The 22726-nt window shown below is 57.3% G+C and carries 13 protein-coding genes and 2 pseudogenes; 6 read left to right on the forward strand and 9 right to left on the reverse strand.

Annotation, left to right across the window (positions count from 1 at the left end; all coding sequences use genetic code 11):
- Positions 1-379 precede the first annotated feature (379 nt).
- Entirely contained in the window at positions 380-4108 is a 3729-nt protein-coding gene (locus F3I15_RS04020; protein WP_150016654.1) for an FAD-dependent oxidoreductase, read from the forward strand.
- Positions 4109-4143: 35 nt separating this feature from the next.
- On the opposite strand, the gene F3I15_RS04025 is transcribed toward F3I15_RS04020, so the two are convergent.
- Both F3I15_RS04025 and F3I15_RS04030 read right to left on the reverse strand, forming a co-directional pair.
- Positions 4144-5337 carry a glycoside hydrolase family 5 protein gene (locus F3I15_RS04025; RefSeq protein ID WP_150016655.1) on the reverse strand — a complete coding sequence of 398 codons (1194 nt, stop codon included), beginning with the start codon at positions 5335-5337 and terminating at the stop codon, positions 4144-4146.
- Between the two features lie 103 nt (positions 5338-5440).
- Complete coding sequence (locus F3I15_RS04030; RefSeq protein ID WP_150016656.1) at positions 5441-6328, reverse strand: MurR/RpiR family transcriptional regulator; 888 nt, start codon at positions 6326-6328, stop codon at positions 5441-5443.
- Between the two features lie 363 nt (positions 6329-6691).
- Between F3I15_RS04030 and F3I15_RS04035 the strand changes: the two genes are divergently transcribed.
- Positions 6692-8815 (forward strand): TonB-dependent siderophore receptor, encoded by a 2124-nt coding sequence (locus F3I15_RS04035; protein ID WP_150016657.1) that lies wholly within the window; start codon positions 6692-6694, stop codon positions 8813-8815.
- A complete protein-coding gene (locus F3I15_RS04040; RefSeq protein WP_223810663.1) occupies positions 8805-9932 on the forward strand; it encodes an ABC transporter substrate-binding protein in 1128 nt (375 codons plus the stop codon). Before F3I15_RS04035 ends, F3I15_RS04040 begins: the two co-directional genes overlap by 11 nt.
- 2 nt (positions 9933-9934) lie before the next feature.
- Here F3I15_RS04040 and F3I15_RS04045 read toward each other — a convergent pair whose 3' ends face one another.
- The 5 genes and pseudogenes from F3I15_RS04045 to F3I15_RS04065 form a co-directional block, all read right to left on the reverse strand.
- Positions 9935-10882: a cytochrome d ubiquinol oxidase subunit II gene (locus F3I15_RS04045; RefSeq protein WP_150016658.1), complete on the reverse strand. Its 948-nt coding sequence runs from the start codon at positions 10880-10882 to the stop codon at positions 9935-9937.
- A gap of 7 nt (positions 10883-10889) precedes the next feature.
- Positions 10890-12257 (reverse strand): cytochrome ubiquinol oxidase subunit I, encoded by a 1368-nt coding sequence (locus F3I15_RS04050; protein ID WP_150016659.1) that lies wholly within the window; start codon positions 12255-12257, stop codon positions 10890-10892.
- Positions 12250-12735 (reverse strand): DUF1641 domain-containing protein, encoded by a 486-nt coding sequence (locus F3I15_RS04055; protein WP_040113859.1) that lies wholly within the window; start codon positions 12733-12735, stop codon positions 12250-12252. Before F3I15_RS04055 ends, F3I15_RS04050 begins: the two co-directional genes overlap by 8 nt.
- Positions 12735-14384, reverse strand: a pseudogene (locus F3I15_RS04060) (molybdopterin oxidoreductase family protein); the annotation flags it as partial. The pseudogene F3I15_RS04060 and the gene F3I15_RS04055, both read right to left, overlap by 1 nt.
- Positions 14385-14413: 29 nt before the next feature.
- Positions 14414-15853: pseudogene (locus tag F3I15_RS04065) on the reverse strand (molybdopterin-dependent oxidoreductase); the annotation flags it as partial.
- Between the two features lie 303 nt (positions 15854-16156).
- Between F3I15_RS04065 and F3I15_RS04070 the strand changes: the two are divergent.
- Entirely contained in the window at positions 16157-17050 is an 894-nt protein-coding gene (locus F3I15_RS04070; RefSeq protein WP_040113858.1) for an SDR family oxidoreductase, read from the forward strand.
- A gap of 76 nt (positions 17051-17126) precedes the next feature.
- A complete protein-coding gene (locus F3I15_RS04075; protein ID WP_150017177.1) occupies positions 17127-18941 on the forward strand; it encodes a glycoside hydrolase family 15 protein in 1815 nt (604 codons plus the stop codon).
- A 57-nt stretch (positions 18942-18998) separates the two neighbouring features.
- Here F3I15_RS04075 and F3I15_RS04080 read toward each other — a convergent pair whose 3' ends face one another.
- Positions 18999-19631, reverse strand: a complete 633-nt coding sequence (locus F3I15_RS04080; protein ID WP_150016660.1) for an alanyl-tRNA editing protein — start codon at positions 19629-19631, stop codon at positions 18999-19001.
- Between the two features lie 113 nt (positions 19632-19744).
- Entirely contained in the window at positions 19745-20452 is a 708-nt protein-coding gene (locus F3I15_RS04085; RefSeq protein ID WP_150016661.1) for an OBAP family protein, read from the reverse strand.
- 788 nt (positions 20453-21240) lie between these two features.
- On the opposite strand from F3I15_RS04085, the gene proP reads away from it, so the two are divergent.
- On the forward strand, positions 21241-22674 hold the full coding sequence (gene proP / locus F3I15_RS04090) for a glycine betaine/L-proline transporter ProP (protein WP_150016662.1): 1434 nt from the start codon (positions 21241-21243) through the stop codon (positions 22672-22674).
- The last annotated feature ends 52 nt before the right edge of the window (positions 22675-22726 follow it).

Consider the following 22726-nt stretch of genomic DNA (forward strand, 5'->3'; position numbering starts at 1 on the left):
AAACGTGAAGCGGAAATCAAAAATCGTTGCGAACAAATTATCCTTCGCTGAGACATTACTTTTTTCATTTTTTTACTGTACCCGTTGATAAATAGCGTTATTCCCGGAAAAAAAAGATTAGCAGCGGTCAATAAAGCCAGGCATTCGCTGCCGCTTTGCTTTTTTTCCAGCAACTTCACAGGGTTGCTGAAATCCGGCAGCTGACTATAATTTCCACAAACAACATTTATAAGTTTTTACCGCTGCCCTGACGTTGTCGTGTAACCCGCTGGCAGCCTTTTTATTTATCCAGTCACAGCCCTGATTAATTTCAATTAAAGCTGGTCCTGTAATTTACTTTACAGGGCTGCTGTTTTGTCCTGTTTTCCAGGAGAATTAAATGTTGCCATTTTCCAGCTTCTGGCAGGCCGGTTTTGAAGGTGCCGATCATATTAATCCCGCCGGAATTGCTCTAGATATGAATGCAATCAATGCACACGACGTGCATATTGCAACGGATTATGCCGCGCTCGCTGCATTTAATATTCGTTCAGTGCGTGAAAGCGTGGGCTGGCGGCTGGCTGAGGCCGACCCACAGCGTACCTTTGCCCGTCTGACCCGCTGCATGCAGTCGGCCAGAGAGCAGGGTATTCAGGTGAACTGGACGCTGAGCCACTATGGCTGGCCGGACGATCTCACGCTGTTCTCGCCTGAGTTCGTGCCGCGTTTTGCGCGGTTCTGCCATCAGGTTGCGACCTGTCTGGCCGGGTTTTACCGTGACGTGCCCCCGGTTTACTCACCGGTTAATGAGCTCTCTTTTTTTGCCTGGGGCATTTCAGTGGGACTGTTTGGTGACAGCGCCGATAGCGACCCCGACGCCATTAAGCGTCAGCTGGTACGCGCTGCCCTGGCGGGCTGTGATGCCATCCTGGCCGTCGATCCGCGCGCACGTTTTCTGCACTGCGATCCTATTATCCACGTGGTGCCGGAGGATGAAAGCGAACACGCGCAGCAGCATGCCGCCGCTCTGACAGCCGCGCAGTATCAGGCGTGGGATATGCTGGCAGGACTGCGTGAACCGGAGCTGGGCGGGTCGCCGCGCTATCTGGATCTGATCGGAGCCAACTATTATCACGGTAACCAGTGGCTGGCGCAGACCGGCCAGCGGCTGGAGTGGCATCTGGACGATGCCCGGCGTATTCCGTTATCCGATATGCTTGCCCGTCTCACGGCGCGCTATCAGCGCCCCCTGCTGCTGGCAGAAACCAGCCACGTCGGCAGTGGCCGCGCGGCCTGGATGACCCATATCACCAGCCAGGTCGCGCAGGCGCAGCTGGCGGGCTGTGATATCCGCGGCATTTGCCTCTACCCGATTATCGATCGGCCTCTCTGGGAAGATCTTACGCACTGGCCGCATAGCGGCCTGTGGGATAGCGATTCGCAAAACGTTCGCCTGCTTAACCACGCTTATGCTGCCGCACTGCGGCAATCACAACGCGCACTCGCGCGTTTTCAGGGGTTTCTCACACCGGCCGCTGGGCCAAAGGAGTTCGTCATGAATCAATCTGTACTGGTGGTATTTAGTCATCTGCGCTGGGGATTTGTGTTTCAGCGGCCGCAGCATGTGCTTTCACGCCTGGCACAGCACCACCGGATTATTTTTATTGAAGAGCCGGTTTATCAGACGGGTGAAGCGGGATTACGCACCTCGCAGCCGGCGGCCAATGTCACCGTGGTCGAGCCGCATACGCCGATACACGCCCCCGGTTTTCATGACGATCAGATTGCGCTACTGCAGCCACTGCTCAGCAACCTGCTGGAGCCTGGCACTGAACCGCTGGTCTGGTTCTACACGCCAATGGCGCTGCCGCTGCTTAGCGCGTTTAACAGCCGTGGGATCATTTATGACTGTATGGATGAGCTCTCCGCGTTTGACCAGGCGCCGCGTCAGCTGCAGCAGCGCGAATCGGCCCTTCTGAGCCGTGCTGACCTGGTCTTTACCGGCGGACGCAGCCTGTATGAAGCGAAAAAAGATCGGCACGCCCGCGTTCACTGTTTTCCCAGCAGCGTGGATGCCGGGCATTTTGCACAGGCGCTCGACCGCAGCAACGGTCATCCGCTGCAGCAGTTTCTGCCTAAACCGCGCCTGGGCTACTACGGTGTGATTGATGAGCGCATGGATCTGCCGCTGGTCACCGCGCTGGCTGACGCGCACCCTGACTGGCAGATCATTATGGTGGGACCGGTGGTCAAGATCGATCCTGCGTCGCTGCCGCAGCGCAAAAACCTGCACTGGTTCGGACAGCAGCCTTATGCCGCCCTGCCGCAGTTTCTGGCGGGCTGGGATGTCTGCCTGATGCCGTTCGCACTGAATGCCTCCACGCGCTTTATCAGCCCGACAAAGGTTCTGGAGTATATGGCCGCGCAGCTGCCGATTGTCAGCACAGCGATCGCTGACGTGGCGCGCCAGTATGCTGACGTCGTGACAATAGCAGATTCGCAGGAAGCCTTTATTCAGGGCTGTGAACACGCTCTGCGCCAGACAGCTGAACGGCGTCATATGCAGGCTGAAGCGATGGCTGCCGTAGTGGCCGCAACGTCCTGGGATAATACGGTGGCGCAGATGCAGCAGCACCTCAGCGCCATTAAGCGTCAGCCCGCGCAGCCTGCGACGCAGGCCGCTACACCCGCTGAACGCACGCAGCCGGTCACGCTGCATCCGGTTGAGTGCCTGATCCTCGGCGCAGGGCCTACCGGCCTGAGTGCCGGTTATCATTACGGCAAAGGAGCCGTCGTACTGGAAAAAAATGAATCGCCAGGCGGCTGGTGCCGCTCAATAGAAGACAAGGGCTTTACCTTCGACTATGCCGGTCACATCATGTTCTCCAACGATCCCTACGTGCTGGAGTTGTACGATCTGCTGCTGGGTGAGAATCAGCACTGGCAGATGCGGGAAGCCTGGGTCTATAGCCACGATGTCTATACGCGCTATCCGTTCCAGTCAGCGCTGCACGGCCTGCCGCCGGAGGTGATTAGTGAATGTGTGCTGGGCGCGATTGAAGCGCGCTACGGTGCCGCAGAAAACGATACCCCCATACTGCCCGGCGCAGACGCATCGCGCGACTGCTGTGCTGACGGCGTGGTAGCGGATGAGAGCTGCATTACTGAACAGCGCGACAGTGAAGATTTTGAACATTTTATCTATCGCGTCTGGGGCAAAGGCATCGCCCGTCATTTTGCCGTTCCCTATAACCGTAAGCTATGGAAAACGCCGCTTGCCAGTATGGAGACCTCATGGCTGGGCGGTCGCGTACCTCTGCCGGATCTGGCACAAATCGTCAGTGGTGCACTTGCACCGCTGGAGAAACCGGTTGGACCCAATGCGCGCTTCGGCTATCCGCTGCGCGGCGGCTTTCAGGCGCTGATGAACGGTTTCCTGCCTCATCTTAGCTGTACGCTGGAGACCGGAACGGCGGTAGCGGAGATTCAGCCACAGTCGCGCAGCGTTACGCTCAGCGACGGCCGGCATCTGCAGTATGACCAGCTCATCAGCACGCTGCCCTTACCGGAACTGGTGCGTCTGATGGGCGCCCGCGCGCCGCAGGCGGTACAGCAGGCCGCTTCTCAGCTACGTCATACCTCTGTCTGCTGCGTTAATCTTGGTATCGGACGTCCGGCGATCAGTGAAAAGCACTGGATCTACTATCCGGGAGACACGCTGTTCCACCGCATCTTCCTGCAGGGTAATGCCAGCCCGCACTGTAATCCTCCGGGCGGATTCGGTCTGACCTGTGAAATCACCTGGCGTGACGATCAGCCGCTGCCCTGTGAGGGTGAAGCGCTGATCCAGCGCTGTATCGATGACTGTATCCGGGTAGGCATTATCAATGAGGATGATGAGATCCTTACCAGCAGCATCGTAAACATGCCGTACGCCTATGTTGTTTACGATCACGCGCGCAGTGCCAACGTGGCGCTGATCCGTAGCTGGCTGGCTACGCAAAGTATCCATCTGGCCGGGCGCTACAGCGAATGGGAGTATTACAATTCGGATCACGCTTTCCTGGCGGGCAAGCGGGTAGCAGAGAGCGTGAAAGATCTGCTCAGCAATCGCAAAACTATCGCCTGAGGCGGGGCGTGCCGGGCCGCATGGCCCGGCACGCCTTACTGAGCGGCCAGACGCTTGCGTATCGGCTCAAACTCTTTTGTGGCGCTGCGCGGCAGGGTATCGGGCAGATTTTTCTCTGCCGCCTGCCAGTAACGCCACGGCACCTTCTGACGACCCAGCTCATAATCCATGCCGTCCCAGCTATCTTCACGAAAGCTGTAGAACGCCCAGTGCGAGTCATGGCTGTCGAGCACCGTCAGCACATCTTCCAGGTAGCGGGTGCAACCGGCCAGCGTGCGCACGCAGCCAAACTCGCTAATCACCAGCTGCCGCTTATCGATCCCGTTACGTGCGGCCCAGTCAAAAGGGCGTGCCAGATAGTCCGCGATACGCGCCGCATCCCACTGCTGCATATCATCGCCAAAAGGGACGTAACCCGGATAGGGCCAGGGTTTTTTACGCCGGGCATTGGGTGCGCTGGTCGCAGCATAGGGTTCATACATGTGCACGCTGTAAAGTATGCGCGTGTCGTGCAGCGCCTCAGGCCAGTAGTCAAACGCATCGGCGGCTGCATACCAGCCGCTGTCGACCATTATCGGTGTGACGGCATCTGCTTCACGAATAGCGGCTATCAGCGCGGCATAAAACGCCGGCAGATCGCGGCTTCCGCCACGCTGCTGCTGATACCAGCGCGCCATCGCCTCGCTGCTGGCGTGCTCTGCCAGCCCGCCATTTTTTTCCGGCGCGGGCTCATTGATAAGGTTATAGGCGGCGATAGCGGGATGATGGCGCAGAGCAGCAGCCAGGTCGCGCCAGTAGCGCACGCTGGCATCCCACCAGGCTTTATCCTGCCAGAGCCGATCGTCAAATGTCCCCTCGTTATTCTGCGCCCAGCGCATGCCGGGCAGAGAGAGAGGCGTAATCACCACGCGCAGGCCCGCCGCCCAGGCGCGGTCGAGGGTGAGGATAAGCGTCTGCAGATCGCCGGCGTCCAGCCCGCGATACTCATCTGCGTTACCCAGCAAAAAATCGCGTTGCTGCGTGGGCCACTTATCCCAGGAGAGGCGTACCCAGCTGGCACCGTAGTCATGCAGGGCTTTAAAATATGCGCTGTCAGGTGGCAGCCGGTTAAAACTGTTGGCCCCGTGCCGCGATGCTGACCAGAACGCCATGGCGTCAGCCGCTCTGCTAACCGGGCTGGTCAGAACGAGTGTTGAAAACAGGATAATAGTTGTCAGAAATGCACGCATAAAAACCCCTTCTTTTGCCTGCATTTATAGCGATAAAACCGCACCGCCGGGTGTTATTTTTCGTGAATTTTGCGCGCGCCAGACGTTCACGATCGGTTCACACTTAGCGTTTAGTGCCGGGCTTAAGCGATCGGTTTAGCTCCTGAATCCGCTTCATGGTTTTCACCGTGCGTCCGGCATTGACTGAGGCAACCGACAGGATAAGCATTTCAAGACAGACCAGTACGGTCCCGTGCAGCGGCATACGGCCTCCCTCCCCGCCGCGGGGTACATTGATCACGATATCTGCCTCGCGCGCAAAGGCAGACTCCATCGCGTGCGTTAGCAGAATGACAGGAATACCCAGCCTTCTCGCCTCCTTCAGCGCCGTGATCCCTTCACGATGCGCCGATTTCTGCGCCATCATCAGCAGCACATCCCCACGCTGCAGGCTCAGCAACTGCTCTGCCAGCGCAATACCGGTGCGGTTCAGGGTTGTGGCGGGCAGCCCGATACGGCTGAACATACGGGCGCTGTAGTCTGCAAGAATACCTGAGGCGTTGATGCCAAAGAGGGCAACCTGACGCGCTTCGCTCAGCAGCGCTACCGCCTGTGCCACCGCCTGACGGTTTTCGGGCTGTGCCAGCGCGTGACACGCCTGCTGGTGTCCCAGCAGAACAAAATCGATGCTGGCATTAATATCGCAGGCCAGTTCGCTTACGGTCGCGCTCATCTTTGCCGCAGAGTTAATGGCCGGCCCCGCCCACTCCGCCAGCGTGAGCTTAAGATCGCGCAGGCCCGTAAAGCCCAGCGCCTGTACGGCACGGATCACCGTCGCATCAGACGTACCCGTTGCGGTGGCAATATCGATAGCCGTCGCTTCCGCCACGCTCTCACGATGCGCATCAATATAGCGGGCTACCGTCTGCAAACGGGGAGAGAGGCTGGCGATACGTGCCCGGCAGCGATCGCCAAAAATATCTGTCCGGACACCCTTTTTTTTCAGCGCCATGTCCTGAGCCTCATAGCATTACCCGCTGTGAAAGGCGGATTTTTTGTAGTGGATAGCCACATGATAATGAAGCACGCCATATTCACTTTACTCACAGAAAACGTAATCTCTTTATCGATCATTTATTAAAGCCTTGATAATAACAAATATTTTCCACAAATCAGTAATTAAGCAGATTCCGGTTAACTGTAGTATTACCTGCATTATATCCGTTTACTACTACATCCTTTCATGTTTGAATGATTCTCAATTACATTCAAGCCTGCATTATGGTCTCTGAATGATTATTCTGCCTGCCCGCACGCGGCAGGTTTTGCTGATGGCTTTATGACGGAACATTCCTTCTTTACCAGGTTTGCTGACATGCTTATTTCCTCTACTTTTGTACCAAAGGCGTTACGCCCTGCCTTATATGTTGCGCTGCAGGGGCTTATCCCCGTCTCCGTTACGGCAAATGCCGCAGAGCAGGAAACCACGCTGACGGTTCAGGCTGATAGTGAAACCGCGTCCGGCTACAGCGCCGGCAGCAGCACCGTCAGCAGCAAACTGCCCGTTGCGCGGCTTGATGAGATCCAGTCAGTCAGCATCGTAACGCCGCAACAGCTGGAGGATTACCAGGTAAGCCGCCTGGCGGAGGCGATGCGCTTTGTCAGCGGCGTAAGCGAAGGTAATACGCTGGCAGGCACAGAAGATGGCTTTGTGCGCCGCGGGTTTGGCGGCAACAGCGACGGCTCTGTCTATCGCGATGGCATACGCAGCAGTCAGGGCCTCAATGTCAACGCAGCAACGGAGCGGGTTGAAGTACTGAAAGGATCCGCTTCACTGCTCTACGGCATCCAGAATCCGGGCGGCGTCATCAATATCATCAGCAAAAAACCGCTTTATGAGTGGCGTACCGCGCTGAGCGGCCGGACCGCCAGCAGCGGCGGCGGCAGCGGTACGTTCGATATCACCGGACCACTGGATAACGGTTTTGCTTTCCGTCTGGTCGCAGAGCAGCAGAACCGGGATTACTGGCGTAATTTTGGCCGTGATAAACACCGGCTGATCGCACCCTCGCTGCAGTGGTATGGCGAGAAAGCCAGCTTTCTGCTGAGTTACGAAGATTACCAGTATAATATTCCTTACGATCGCGGTACGGCGTTTATCCATAACCGCCCGGTTGATATCGGCTACAGAGATCGGCTGGATGATAAAGCTGGCCACGCCTGGGGCCATAATAAAACGCTTAACACCCACTACGACTGGCAGTTCAGTGACGACTGGAGCACGCGTGTGACGCTGGGCTGGAACCAGCGCCAGTATGATAATAATGAAGTGCGCGTTACCGCCATCGATCCGGACAGCGGGGTTGTGACGCGTCGCGCTGACGCCAATCGCGGTTTTAACCATCAGACAAAATATATCGCCTGGGATCTGACCGGTATGCAGCAGCTTGCCGGCATGACGCACACGCTGGTAGCGGGCACCGATTATGAGATGAATCAGACCTTGCGGGCGCGGCAGTATCAGGGCAAAGCGAATCGCGGGTTTACGCTTGCCGGCCCGCATTACGATCTGCTTGCGCCGGTCACGGATGCCACTACCGAGCGCCGCGCAAATGCCCGGCTGCTGAACCGCATTCACAGCCGTTCGCTTTACGCCAAAGATAGCGTAGCGATCAACGATCGCTGGACCCTGGTCGCAGGCGGCCGCTATCAGCATTATGAACAGCGCGCCTCAAAGGGATCCGACCCTATCGTGCAGACGCTGGAGAGCAGCGGCAACAAATTTTTGCCGCAGGCAGGCGCGATCTACAAACTCACGCCGGATATCTCGCTCTATACCAGCGTCAGCAAATCGTTCACCCCCTCAACCGAGGTGGATGATGCGGGACGGGTGGGCAAACCTGAACAGGGCACCAGCTGGGAAGCGGGCAGCAAGTGGCAAATCACGCCAACGCTGTTTGCCAGCCTGGCGCTTTACCGCATTGATGAGCGCGATATGTCACTCAGCATCAATGGCACCACGCGCACCATCAATCGGGCGCGATCCACAGGCGCAGAAGCGGAGCTGAACGGGGAAGTGGCTGCCGGCTGGGAGATCAGCGCCAGTTATAGCTATGATAAAGCGGAGATCACTGACGATGGCGTAAACAGGGCCAATAACGGCAACCGGCTGCAGAACGCTCCCCGTCACGCCGGAGCGCTTTGGTTAACCCACACGCTGGCGCTGCCCGGCATTCCGGGTGATTTCCGCATCGGGGGTGGCGCCCGCTATGTCGGTGCACGTGCGGGCGATCCGGAGAACAGCTTTACTTTGCCTGACTATACGGTAGCCGACACCTTTATTGCCTGGAACAGTACCCTTTCCGGGCATAAAACCCGGCTTCAGCTGAACCTGAACAACCTGTTTGATAAACACTACTACACCTCCAGCGGTGGCAACCTGCGCGTACGTGAAGGCGAGACCCGTAATCTGGTGGCGGAGGCGAGCATTGCGTTCTGATTCACTCTTTTTCGCCAGCCTGCTGCTGTTAGCCGGGCTACTGCTAAGCCCGCTGGCGCAGGCAAAAACGCTCACCGATATTGACGGCCATTCGGTGACAATACCCGACAGCCCGCAGCGCATTGTGCTCGGCGAGAGCCGTATGCTTTACACGCTGGCGCTGCTGGCGCCTGATAATCCGCTGCAGCACATTGTGGGCTGGCCACGCGATCTGCAGAAATATGATGCGCAGATGTGGCGCAGCTTTGCGCGGCGTTTTCCGCAAATTGAGGCGGTTCCGTCACTGGGCAGCGGTGGCCCGGCGGCGATTAACCCGGAGCAGATTATTGCGCTGCGTCCCGACGTCGTCATTTTACCCAGCCTGGCACGCTATGATGATGCTGACGCGCGTCTGCTCGCGGTACTGCAGGCGGCACATATTCCGGTCGTGAAGATCGATCTGCGCGTTCAGCTGCTGAAGAATACCCGACGCAGCGTGGAGATCCTGGGTGAGGTTATTAACCAGCAGGCGCGGGCAGCCGCATTTAACCGGTTTTATGCCGCTCATATGCGGGTCATTGAGGAGCGGCTTGCTGATTTTCACGGTGCGCGCCCTGAAGTACTGCTGCACCTCCATCTGGGACGCCGCAATGAGTGCTGCGTGACGTCAATCAACGGCAGTCTGGGCGAACTTCTGCGCCTGGCCGGAGGCGTCAACATCGCCGCCCGTACCCGGCAGGGCGTGTTTGCCCGCCTGAGTGAAGAGAGCGTGATTGCCGCGCAGCCTGACTACTACTTTGCTACCGGTTTTAGCGACAATCAGAGCAGCGGCCGGCTGAAGCTTGGGCCAGAGATCGCGCCTGACGTTGCGCTGCAGAGTTTTCAGCAACTGACCGGACAGCAAAAAGGGCTGCGCGGGCTGAAAGCGCTGCATAATGGTCAGGCGGGCGCGCTGTGGATGAATTTTTATCTCAGCCCGTGGCACGTCGTTGCAGCAGAATTTATGGCTAAAACGCTCTATCCGCAGCGTTTCGCTGACGTCGATCCTCAGCAGACGCTGGAAACGCTGTTTCGCGATTTTTTACGCATGCCGCTGCAGGGAACCTGGTTTATGCGTATACCCGCAGACCAGCCGTAAACTTAGCGCTGATGGCGGCGTTTGAATACCCAAAAGGACCAGCTGTGGTAGGCCAGCGTCAGCGGCAGGAAAATCAGCATGCCGGTCAGCACCACGCCCTGCGTCACCGGCGACGAGGCCTCTTCCTGAATACGCAGCTGAAACGGCAGCAGCCACGGATAGAGGCCGAACGCCAGAGCGGTGACCACTGCGCCGATAAGCAGCAGCGTTGTCATCAGCAGCGCCACCATCGCTTCGCGCCAGAGTAATATGGCCTGAAGCACAATCAGCAGCGGGATCGCGATCAGAATAAGCCGGCCAGGCTCGCGCTGCCAGCTTAGCTGCCATAGCGTCGGCTCCAGCAGTATCACGCCTGTCAGACATATCACCGTGCAGGTCCATACCAGCACGGCAAGTGATCGGGCGCGTTCTCCCGCCGCCTCACCCAGACGCCAGCAGACCCAGCAGCAGCCCATCAGCAGATCGACCGCTACCACGCCGGCGCCACACAGCAGCGGTGCCAGCGAGAGATCGATAACAATCCCGGCGGGCGGACGCGAAACCAGAATCAGGCCGCTTATCCAGCCGGGCAGAAAGGCTGCCACCAGCGAACTGGCTATCATCAGACGGTCAAGCCAAGCGCGCCATGCCGTACTCACCTGTGCGCGATACGCCAGCGCCAGCGCGCGCAGAAACAGCGCCAGCAGCAGCAGAAATACCGGCACCATCAGCGTCTGCAGCAGCAGACTATAGAGCGCAGGAAATAGCGCCAGCATCCCCCCGGCCATCAGCACCAGCCAGGTCTCGTTAGCATCCCATAGCGGCAGCAGACTGTGTGCCATCCACTGCCGATGCTGTGGCGTGTCAAAAGCGTAAAACAGCATGCCCACGCCAAGATCGGTGCCATCCAGCGCCAGATACATCAGCAGTGAAAAAATCAGCACGGCGGCAGAGAGATCGGCAAGCATCATCAGCTCCTCAGGCTGGTGTTTCGACGCGTTCGGCGGCCACGTCGGGATCGTCAGGCAGCGGTGCGTTGATCTGACGCACCAAATAGAGCAGGCCAGCCGCAAAACCCAGCGTATAGACCAGCACGATAGCGATAAAAATGACCAGCGTACTGCTGAGCGACAGCGGCGACAGGCTGTCAGCAGTACGCAGTACGCCATAAACCGTCCAGGGCTGACGTCCCATTTCAGTAACCACCCAGCCAGCCAGTAGCGCCAGAAACCCGGCAGGCGACATCAGCGTCAGCAGACGCAGCAGCCGCGGCGAATGATATAAACGGCCGCGCCAGCGCTGCAGGTTGGCTGCCAGGCTGACCACCAGCATCAGCACGCCGCATCCCACCATCAGGCGAAACGCAAAAAACACCGGTAATACGGGCGGCAGCGCCTCTGCCGGAAACTCGCTCAGGCTTTTAATATGCCCGCTGAGGTTGTGACGCAGGTAGAGGGAGCCGATCGCCGGGATCGCCAGTTCAGCGTGATTGCGCTGCGCCTGCTGATCCGGAATGGCAAACAGCCGCAGCGGCTCTCCTTCACCCGGCGGCGGGGCGTGCCAGCTTCCCTCGATGGCAGCCAGCTTGGCCGGTTGCCAGGTGCGCGTATTTTCACCGTGCAGATCGCCCACTACAATCTGCGCCGGTACCGCCAGTAGCGCTACCGTCAGCGCGCTGCGCAGCATCAGACGGCTGGCCGCTTCATCCGGCTGACGGCGTAAGCGCCATGCCGCTACGCCGCCCAGCAGGAAGCTGACGCTTATTGCCGAGGCGAGCAGCATATGAGCCAGACGCCAGCCAAAGGAGGGAGCGGCGAGCAGCGTCCACGCGCTGTCGGGCAGCAGACGACCATCATCGGTCAGATGAAAATCAACCGGCGTCTGCATCCAGGAGTTAGCCGCAAGGATCCAGAACGCGCTCAGCACGGCGCCCAGCGCCACAAAACAGGTCACGGTGAAATGGACGCCAGGCTTAACCCGATCAAAGCCAAACAGCATCACGCCGGTCAGCGCGGACTCCAGAAAAAAGGCGATAAGTACTTCATACAGCATCAGCGGGCCTATCACCCCGCCCGCGCGTGACGCCAGCCCGGACCAGTGCGTACCGAACTGAAATTCCATAACGACGCCAGAGACAGTGCCGATAGCCACCGTCAGGGCAAAAATTTTGATCCAGAACTGCAGCGCCTGCCGCGCTTCAGGGCGCTTCCCCCATAGCCAGCGCGCTTCAAACCAGACCAGGAAAGGCGCCAGGCCCAGCGTCAGTGCTGCCAGCGTAATGTGCATGCCCATGGTCAGCGCAAACTGACCACGGGCAATCAGCAGCACCCACTCCTGACTATTCACGGGTCGGCTTACCGCTATAGCGGGTAATCGGGGTCTCCTCCTCTTTCTGCATCTCGCGCGAAAAAACTTCCAGCGCCGACAGCAGCGGACGCACACCCTGCCACAGGTCTTCATCATTTAGCAGTTTCATCACGCCTCTGATGCCGGGCGCAGCTTTCTCCTGCTGAACAGACTCGCTCGCCGGCTTCATCGCGACCAGCGCATCGCGCAGCGCCAGCAGCACATGATTAAACCGCTCGGGCGGGATAGTACTCAGCATCATAAACAGCAGCGAAATGTTCTGGATGGCGTTCTGAGTACCGGGGCGATTCAGCCCGCCAGCAAGGATTTTACCGATGTCGTTGTTCGCTTTAACCACGTCATTAGCGAGACGCAGAAAGCCGTGCTGATGCAGATTCTCCAGCAGCGTATTGAGTGACTCCTGCGCGGTGGGTTCAGTGCGCGCAGGTTCAGGCTGGTAGTCCAGCGGTTCGGCCATTAGCTTTTCTCCGGGTGCGAAACATGTTCAGGGGGCAAACGGTACTCCGGCTGCTGCCATTTCACCTCCACCGGCAGATGATCCAGCGGCGTGCGCTGACCGTGACGGAAGTTATGTAACGGCAGCGGATGCGGCTGAGGCTGACGCGCCAGTTTGCGCAGGCTGACGGCAATCTCTTTGTAAGCCGGGGTATTTACATCCGGGTCGTGGTGGTTACCGGTCAGACCATTGACGCCGGGTTTGCCATAGTGAATCGGGATAAACAGCACGTTGCCTGCGGCACGATCGGTCACTACCACGGGCACTTCCAGCGCGCCGCGCCGCGAGCGGATCTCAACCCAGTCACCCTCCTGCAGCTGGCGCGCTTCCGCCAGCTGCGGCGAAATCTCCACAAACCAGTTGGGTGACAGCGACATGATCCGTCCGCCCTGCCCGGTCTGATTTGTGGACTGGAAATGCTCCAGCATGCGGCCATTATTCAGCAACAGATCGTACTCTGCGTCCGGCTGCTCTTCTGGCGGCTGCCACTCAAGCGCATAAAGACGCGCTTTACCATCCGGAAACGCAAATGCGTCGGTATAGAGCAGCGGCGTGCTGCTGCCATCGGCTTTCACCGGCCAGAGCTGTGACTGCCAGCCCACCAGCTGTTCATAGCTCACACCGGCAAACAGATCCGCAATGCCCGCCGCCTCCGCCATGATGGCGCCGGGGTTTGGATAGCGCCAGTGATGCCCGAGACGCGCGGCGAGATCGGTTAGAATCTGCCAGTCAGGCCGGCTTTCACCCAGCGGAGCAAACGCCGGGGAAAAATGCTGTATACGGCGCTCGGTATTGACGAATGTGCCCTCTTTTTCCAGGCTCGGACAGCCGGGCAGCACCACGTCGGCGTAGCGCGCGGTTTTACTCATAAAAATGTCCTGCACCACCATAAAATCGAGCTGGCTGAACGCTTCATCCACTTTGGTGGAGTTAGCGTCTGAAAAGGCGGTATCTTCGCCGATGATGTACATTGCGCGCAGCCGCTTATCGTGGGCGTGCTCAATCATCAGGAAGTTATCCAGCCCCTCTTCGTCAGAGAGCGCTTCCGGCGCAACCTGCCAGGCGCGCGCCCACTTCTCGCGCACCGCATCGTCCGTTACGCTTTCATAGCCGGGGTAAACATTGCTCAGACAGCCAAAGTCGCTGGCCCCCTGCACGTTATTATGGCCGCGCATCGGGTAGCCACCGGTGCCGGGGCGGCCATAGTTGCCGGTTACCAGCAGCAGGTTAGAGAGTGCCGTGCTGGCATCGGCGCCGTGGCTGTGCTGCGTGATCCCCATCGCCCAGAGAATACAGGCGCTGTTTGCCTGGCCGATCATCTCTGCTGCCTCGGTGAGGGCCTCTACGCTCAGACCGGTTACGTCACTCGCCATCTCAAGCGTAAACGGCGCGAGCGAGGCGCGGTAGGCGTCAACATCATTGACCCGCTCAGAGAGAAAAGTCTCATCTGCATAGTGATGATCGAACATATATTTCGCCATCGCAGAGGCCCAGACCATATCCGTACCAGGCCGGATACGCAGATAGCAGTCGGCGCGCTCCGCCATCTCATGCTTACGCGGGTCCACCACCAGCAGTTTCTGCCCGCGGTGTTTATGGCTCTGTTTAATGTGCGAGGCCAATACCNCGCAGAGGCCCAGACCATATCCGTACCAGGCCGGATACGCAGATAGCAGTCGGCGCGCTCCGCCATCTCATGCTTACGCGGGTCCACCACCAGCAGTTTCTGCCCGCGGTGTTTATGGCTCTGTTTAATGTGCGAGGCCAATACCGGATGGTTTTCTGCCAGATTACTGCCCACGGTGATAATCAGATCGGTCTGCTGCAGATCGCGCAGCGTGCCGGCATCACCGCCATAGCCCACGGTGCGGAACAGCCCCTGGGTAGCCGGGTTCTGGCAATAGCGTGAAGAGTTATCGACATTGTTAGTGCCAAAAATCAGGCGCGCGATCTTTTGTGTCAGATAGGCCTCTTCATTGCTGGCTTTACTGGAGCCAATAAACCCAATCGCAGCGCCGCCGTGCTGATGCGCCACGGCACGCAGCCCTTCCGCCACCCGGTTCAGCGCCTCTTCCCAGCTGGCAGGCCGGAATGCTCCGTTTTCCCGGATAAGTGGCGTGGTCAGGCGGTTCGGGCTGTTAACAAAATCCCAGCCAAATTTGCCTTTTACGCAGGTGGAGATGCCGTTTACCGGCGCCTCAGCGACCGGCTGGACTTTCAGGATATGGCGATCGCGCGTCCAGACCTCAAAGCTGCAGCCAACGCCGCAGTAGGTGCAGACCGTTTTGGTTTTTTTTATTTCCGTTTTGCGCAAAGCATCATCAATCAGTGAGATGCCGGTTATCGGCTCCATGCCGATGCTCTTCTCCATTTTTTTGATGGCATCAATAAACGGTCGCTTTAAATCCTCATCCATGCGGGTAAAGGGACCGGCATCGGGCTGCATGGTTTTTTCTAAAAGCGCGTTACACGGGCAAACCGTGACGCAGTGACCGCAGCTGACACAGCTCGATCCGGCAATCTCCGTGCCGCCATCCCACAATACGCGCGGGTGTTCTGCGCTGTAGTCAATTGAGAGTGTCTCATTGACCTCTATGTTCTGGCACGCCTCAACGCAGCGACCGCAGAGAATGCACTGGTCGGGATCGTAGGTATAAAACGGATTGCTGTGATCTTTATTGTAGGGTTTACGTTCGTAGGGATAGAACTGAATCGGCATGTGCATGTCGGCTACCGCATTATGCAGCGTGCAGTCGCCGGTATTGTGCTCGCACACCGTGCAGTAAAGTTCATGGCGATTCAGAATACGATCCATGCCTTCCTGTTGTGCAGCAGCCAGCTCTGCGTCTTCGCTGACCACCTGCAAGCCTTCATACGTCCGCAGGGTACAGCCACGCACCTGCTCTCCGTCAGCCCTGACCCAGCAGACATCGCAGCTTTGCAGCGGCGGCAGCGCCGGGTGATAGCAGACGTGCGGCAGTTTTTTTCCCTGCTGCTGCAGAAAATCGATCAGCGGTTGATCCGCTGCGCCACTCAGCCGTTCCCCGTTATAAATAATGGTACAGAGTGCTTCGCTCATTTTCGCCTCGTTGACGACAGTGCTCATTGTGTTTATCCCGGAAAAAAGCCGGGAATTTATTAAAGTTATTCAATGAGCTTAGAGCTAATTTTCTGCTCTGCAATGTTGCCGACTCGCTTATTTTCTAAATGTGGACTAAGAGGGGGTAAATAATCATTACGTTAGTGAAATTGTAAGGAAAAATAACTTTCTCTACTGCGTGGATATTGCACAAATAAAATTCATTCGTAATTTTTTTACGTGACAAATATCACATCTCTGCCAGGCTTATTTTCTACACGTTCACTGTACAAGGAGCCCGTTATGAATTCGTTCACTAACAAAACGCTAATCGCTAATGAATATCCGCAACCGCCGTTTAACACGCCGTCGCAGGATTTCCCCGGCTTAGCCAGTAAGATGGATCCGCGTCCCGACCACGGTGAAACAAGCTATCGCGGTTCAGGCCGCCTGACCGGACGTAAAGCGCTAATTACCGGCGGCGATTCAGGTATTGGCCGCGCAGTGGCTATCGCTTACGCTCGTGAAGGTGCGGACGTTGCCATTAACTACCTGCCTGCTGAAGAATCAGACGCACAGGAAGTGGTTAAGCTGATTGAAGCCGAAGGACGCAAAGCCGTGGCGATTCCGGGCGACATCCGTTCTGAGTCGTTTTGCCAGCAGCTGGTAAAAGAAGCCGCTGAAAAACTCGATGGCCTGGATATTCTGGTTAATAACGCCGGTCGTCAGCAGTTTAATGAATCTATTCGCACACTCTCGACGGAAGATTTTGACGCAACGTTTAAGACCAACGTTTATGCGATGTTCTGGATCACTAAAGCCGCGCTGGAATATCTGCCAGAGGGCGCCTCTATTATAAATACCTCTTCCGTTCAGGCTTATGAGCCAAGCGCTATTCTGCTTGATTATGCGCAGACCAAAGCCTCAATTGCCGCCTTTACTAAAGCGCTGGCTAAACAGCTGGCGGAACAGAAGATCCGCGTTAACGCTGTGGCACCGGGCCCATACTGGACACCACTTCAGGCATGCGGTGGTCAGCCGGAAGAGAAACTGCAGCAGTTTGGTTCCGGTGCACCGATGGGCCGTCCGGGCCAGCCGGTGGAAATCGCGCCGCTCTATGTCACCTTTGCTGAAAACCTGAACGGCTTTACTTCCGGCCAGGTATGGTGCTCAGACGGCGGTACCGGCACACTGTAATAGCACATTCTGCCCGATATCAGCGTGGCTGCCCCTGTGGCAGCCACGCTGTCGTTTCAGCTGACAGGGAAGCATGATGAATAACCAGATTTTGCAGTCGCCGATGCGCGAGGAAGGGTTTGCGCGCCTCGGAGATTACGCTGCCATCGGGGAAGGCCGTTCCGTTGCGCTTATCGCACCGGATGGAGCAATCGACTGGTGGTGTGCACCTAATCTTGACTCCGCCCCGCTGTTTGACCGCCTGCTCGATCCGGAGATTGGCGGGTTTTTCCAGATTGTGCCTGCCGCCCCCTTCCGCACCGAACGCGCTTATCGCGCGGACAGTAACGTGCTGGAAACCACCTTTATCACCGCAGAGGGTTCAGTCCTGCTGACTGAATCATTAAACAGCACGCTGGCCGGTCGTCTGCCGTGGAGTGAGCTGGCGCGGCGCGTTGAAGGGATTGAAGGCCACGTTGAGCTGACGCTGACGTTACGCTTTGGCACGCTGGCTGAGACCTGCTCGCCGTGGCGGGACTGCACTGAACAGGGCGATGTTTATCATATTGCCGATCTGATGGCGATGCTGCGCACCAGTGACGCGTGGCATATTACGCAGCGGGACGACGAACGTATCGCTGCCACGCTCAAAACCTCGCCCGGCAGTCATGCGCTGGTTGCCCTGCTGGTCACCGAGCGCGAACCGCTGGCGGTGCCGGATTTACGCGCTATCGATACCCGTATTGAAACCAGCCACACCGCCTGGTGCGACTGGACGCGCAGCCTGAGTTATCAGGGGCGCTATGAAAAGCACGTGCGGCGTTCGGCGCTGTCGCTGAAATTTCTCTGGTACTCTCCTACCGGCGCACTGGCGGCGGCGGCCACGACTTCCCTGCCGGAAGGTATCGGCGGCGAAAAAAATTATGACTATCGCTATGCGTGGGTACGCGACGCCTGCCTGATTATTAAGTCGTTTGTGTTTCTGGGCGCGCTGGAAGATTGTAAGGCCGCTTTCTCATGGCTGTCGAAAACGATTATCCGTCACGGCACCGCGCTGCGCGCCTGCTATACGCTTGAAGGCGATGAAGTTCCGGCTGAATCTTATCCGCCGCTGCGGGGTTACCATCATTCACAGCCGGTACGCATCGGCAATAACGCGCGCGATCAGCTTCAGCTCAGTATGTATGGCGACATGCTCGCCACCGCCGATCTGTTTATACAGGCTGGTCACATTCTCGATCTCTCTACCTCGCGCATGCTGGGTGAGCTGGCGAATCACTGCGCTGATTCATGGCGTCAGCAGGATTGCGGGATCTGGGAGCTGCCCGATCAGCATCACTATACGCATTCCAAGATGGCGTGCTGGCTGGCGCTGGATCGCGCCGTGGCGCTGGCAGAAGCGAAACATATTGAGCCGACCTGGCTTGAGCGCTGGCAGCGCGAACGCGATCGCATCAGCGAGTGGGTGGAGGCGCACTGCTGGAGCGAGGCCAGACAGGCTTATCTCTTCTACCCGGACAGCGAAGATAAACTGGATGCGGCGCTGGCGCTGATGCACCGTTACGGCAACCAGGTGAATCCTGAGCGCATGCGCGCGACCTATCGCGCTATCCGTCAGGATCTGGGACATAACAGCGCAATGGTTTATCGCTACTCCGGTGTGGAACAGGAGGAGAGTACCTTTATTGCCTGCTCTTTCTGGCTGGTGGAAGCGCTGGCCGCGCTGGGTGATATTCCGCAGGCAGAGCAGGCGATGGAAGAGATCCTCGATAAACTTTGTCAGCGTGGCAACGTTGAAACCTTTAATGAGATGTTCGATGTCCGCACTGATGAGTGGCGCGGCAACATGCCACAGGGGCTGAGCCATCTGGCGCTGATTTGTGCGGCGCAGTCGCTGACGGATCACGGCTGAGAAAAGGCTAACGCCGCAGGCATGAGGGCGGGAACGGAGTCCCCCCCCTGATGCCGCTTAATGGCTCAGGCTATACTGTACCGTGAGCTCACCCTTCTTTTCTTTCACTTTGCCAATCACAATCTCACCGATCTCTCCGGTGCTGAGCACATGCGTGCCGCCGCAGGCATAGGGAGTCAGCTCACCCCAGCTCACCATACGTTTTCCCGCCTCTTCACCCAGCACGCGGGGATAGTTGCCCGCCACCAGCGCGGCAGCCCGCTGCATCAGCACCTCTGCTGTAACCGGCTGAGTCTGATCCAGCGCCGTAAAAACAATGCGCCCTTCCCCTGGCCGGTGGTTGGCTTTATATCCACGCCAGCCCAATGACTCTCCGGCATAAGCGATCAAATGACCCGCAGAGTGGTAACGCGAGTGCAGCTCGCGCAGCTCGCCATCCACCACCAGCTCCGCCTCGCCTGGTTCAACCGGCCGATCGGTATAGTGTGCGATATCCTCGCCCTCCTGCAGCGCCTGCAGCATCGCCGCGCCGGCAAGGGTTCCGCGATCGGAGGGCTGTCCGCCACCCTGCGGATGAAACAGCGTTTCACTGAGTATGAGACGAAAGCGGCCATCATCCTGCGGTTCACAGCGTAATACACGGGTGGTAAGCGTCAGCTGGTCGCTGGTGAAATAACGTTTGAGCGTCATAATGCGTCTGGTTCCTTACGGCAGAGAAAAACGATCTCTCTTTTTAACCTGGTTCGGGGGCGGCAGGCGAAAAAAATCCGCAGCGCTGACGCTGCGGACAGATTTTATGGCAATCAGTGCGCCTGATGTACGCGCTGGCAGTTATCAGCGCCTGCGGCCACCGGATGCGCGTCGAGATCGGCACGCGCCGCACGAATTTTCTGCGTGTCGACGCCAAAGCGCTGGTCGCGATCGCGCAGCAGCGCCGGGTTCATCTCTCCATCGGCGGTAAAGCCCATCATCAGCGCTGGCTCGCCCAGCGGCAGGGTTTTGTCGCGGTCAGTATGCCAGGTGTGCCAGGTTTTTCCGTAGGTATTGACGATTTTGCCCATCAGCGCATGTTCAGCGGCGTCCGGGATGCCCGGCGCAATCAGAGAGCCTGATTTCACTTCATAGCGGTGGCTGTGCCAGTACTTCTTCTCGCCCGCCGGAAGCTGCTTAAACAGCCGCTCGCTGATGATATATTCAACGCCCATCAGCTTGGCATCTTTTTTATTGCCGTCGAAGATCACCGCCTGCATCACATCATCGTTGAGGATCGTGACATAGTGATGCGCTTCCATCTGTCCCTGTTTATCACCACAGTAGTAGTGAAATCCATCCAGATAGGTGTTAATTGCATCAATCGGCGGGCGCGACTGCAGTGCGGCCGCGCCGCTCTCCAGCAGCGCGGTTTTACCCGCCACGGGCGCACCGGGAGCGTTGACCGGTGACGCACTGTTATTTGCGCCGCATCCTGACAGCAATAATACGGTGAATCCACTCACTATAAGATTACGCATAGAGCATCCTTTTATTCTTTGAGTCATAACCATAGTTAATATGAATCAGGATGCCAGCGCAGCGGCGTAAACTATTACGTTACTGATTGCCTGACAAAAAAACAGTCACCGCCTCAGAGAATTAACCAGAAACCTGTTTTATTACGCCTCAGGCGGCCAACTACGCGGGCGTGAATAATACTTAGCACTTCCCTCTTCTGTTATCAGCAGAATATCAGCCTGAACCGGAATTTTTATATGTCAGATGACTTCTCTGTGGCCATACGCCCCATGCATGCCTGACGCTGCGTCATGACGACGGAGTAATCGGGGTGCCGGGTCCGTTGCTGGCCAATCCTGCCGCTATCCGCTATGCGATTACGTGACTGTTTGTTGCGGTCAAAATCACTTAAGTGACAACGTCACATATGAAACAGCGGCGGAGTTCTGACAGAAATTGACATAGCGACCGTAAGCGGCGTTTTTTTATACTCAGGTATATCGCAGAGTGATAACCACTGTTTACGATATATCTGCCTGGGTATTTTCCCTGTCCAGCATAATATTGCGTTAACCCGACGGATATTCGGCATTAACACGATAAGCTGTTATCCCGCCGGCTGGCTTTTTGACAGTTCTTTACTTCAGCGCTACGCTTATCGCCAGTGATATAGGTCACAAAGTTGCGTAAAGAAAAATTATCTCCTAAGGTGTCCGCCTTTTGGCCTCTTATAGCTTTCTTTTCCACTCCGCAATAACCGGCTGCGAAAGCTATAAGATCGCTTTTATTTCATTGTCAAAGGAAGCCTATGAGCACTGAAACAGTAAATAAACCCGATCTGACCGTTGATGATATTACCGTCATCGACAATAAACTTTTAAAACGCGCCGTCGGCGCTGCTGCTCTCGGTAATACCATGGAGTGGTTCGATTTTGGTGTTTACAGCTATCTGGCCGTGATTATTGGTCAGGTTTTCTTCCCCGATGCCAGTAACACCGCGCAGCTTATCGCTTCATTCGGTACCTTTGCCGCCGCGTTCCTCGTGCGCCCGATTGGCGGTATGGTGTTCGGACCGCTGGGCGATCGCTTTGGCCGTCAGAAAGTCCTCGCCTTTACCATGGTAATGATGTCCATCGGCACCTTCTGCATTGGCCTGATCCCGAGCTACGCCAGTATCGGCATTGCGGCGCCGATTCTGCTGCTGGTAGCCCGTCTGGTTCAGGGATTCTCAACCGGCGGCGAATATGGTGGTGCGGCAACCTTTATTGCCGAATATTCAACCGATAAGCGCCGCGGGTTTATGGGCAGCTTCCTGGAGTTTGGCACGCTGGCGGGCTATCTGCTGGGTGCCAGCCTGGTAACCGGGATGATTGCGTACCTGCCGCATGATGAGATGATGTCGTGGGGCTGGCGTATTCCGTTCTTTCTCGCGGCACCACTCGGTCTGTTTGGTCTCTATATTCGCCTGAAGCTGGAAGAGACGCCGGCATTTAAAGACCATATGGATCAGCGTGAAGAGATGGAGCATAACAAGCCGCCGCTGACGCTCTGGCAGATGCTGCGTACCCAGAGCAAACCGCTGCTGAAGTGTATCGGGCTGGTGCTGCTGTTCAACGTCTCCAACTATATGCTGACCGCGTATATGCCGAGCTACCTTACCGGGATCCTCGGCCTGAGCGAACTCTCCGGCCTGCTGCTGGTGATGGTGGTGATGTTTATCATGATGCCACTGACGCTGATGTGGGGTTACTTTACCGATCGTCTCGGCCGTAAACCGGTTATCGGCTTTGGCGCGCTGGGCCTGATTGTGCTGGCTATCCCTGCGTTTATGCTGCTGGGTACCGGTAATATGTACTGGGTTTTTGCCGGACTGGCGATCCTTGGTCTGCTGCATACCTGCTTCAGCGGCACCATGCCTGCCACCCTGCCGGCACTCTTTGTCACCGATATCCGTTACAGCGCGCTGGCGATTGGCTTCAACCTTTCGGTCTCACTGTTTGGTGGCACCACGCCATTAATCACAGCCTGGCTGGTGGATACCACGCACAACAAAATGATGCCTGCTTACTACATGATGGGCGCCGGGATTATCGGCCTGCTGACAGTGCTGACGCTGAGCGAAACGGCGCGTAAACCGCTGAAAGGGTCATCACCTGCGGTCGCCACCCGTGCGGAAGCGCATCGCCTGATTGACAAACTGCGCCGGCAGCGCAAACACAAAAAGCAGCAAAAACCTGCCTGATACGCTGTCACGCTGGCCACCTTCGGGTGGCCTTTTTTTGCCTGCAATTGCG

Source organism: Pantoea sp. M_9 (assembly GCF_008631385.1).
In the GTDB taxonomy this organism is placed as follows: Bacteria; Pseudomonadota; Gammaproteobacteria; order Enterobacterales; family Enterobacteriaceae; genus Pantoea; species Pantoea eucrina.

Bases quoted from the DNA above. Each gene is read 5' to 3' on its own strand.
- F3I15_RS04070 (WP_040113858.1), top strand. From the start codon at position 16,157: ATGAATTCGTTCACTAACAAAACGCTAATCGCTAATGAATATCCGCAA.
- F3I15_RS04035 (WP_150016657.1), top strand. From the start codon at position 6,692: ATGCTTATTTCCTCTACTTTTGTACCAAAGGCGTTACGCCCTGCCTTA.
- F3I15_RS04080 (WP_150016660.1), bottom strand. From the start codon at position 19,631: ATGACGCTCAAACGTTATTTCACCAGCGACCAGCTGACGCTTACCACC.
- F3I15_RS04055 (WP_040113859.1), bottom strand. From the start codon at position 12,735: ATGGCCGAACCGCTGGACTACCAGCCTGAACCTGCGCGCACTGAACCC.
- F3I15_RS04085 (WP_150016661.1), bottom strand. From the start codon at position 20,452: ATGCGTAATCTTATAGTGAGTGGATTCACCGTATTATTGCTGTCAGGA.
- proP (WP_150016662.1), top strand. From the start codon at position 21,241: ATGAGCACTGAAACAGTAAATAAACCCGATCTGACCGTTGATGATATT.
- F3I15_RS04045 (WP_150016658.1), bottom strand. From the start codon at position 10,882: ATGATGCTTGCCGATCTCTCTGCCGCCGTGCTGATTTTTTCACTGCTG.
- F3I15_RS04025 (WP_150016655.1), bottom strand. From the start codon at position 5,337: ATGCGTGCATTTCTGACAACTATTATCCTGTTTTCAACACTCGTTCTG.
- F3I15_RS04075 (WP_150017177.1), top strand. From the start codon at position 17,127: ATGAATAACCAGATTTTGCAGTCGCCGATGCGCGAGGAAGGGTTTGCG.
- F3I15_RS04020 (WP_150016654.1), top strand. From the start codon at position 380: ATGTTGCCATTTTCCAGCTTCTGGCAGGCCGGTTTTGAAGGTGCCGAT.
- F3I15_RS04030 (WP_150016656.1), bottom strand. From the start codon at position 6,328: ATGGCGCTGAAAAAAAAGGGTGTCCGGACAGATATTTTTGGCGATCGC.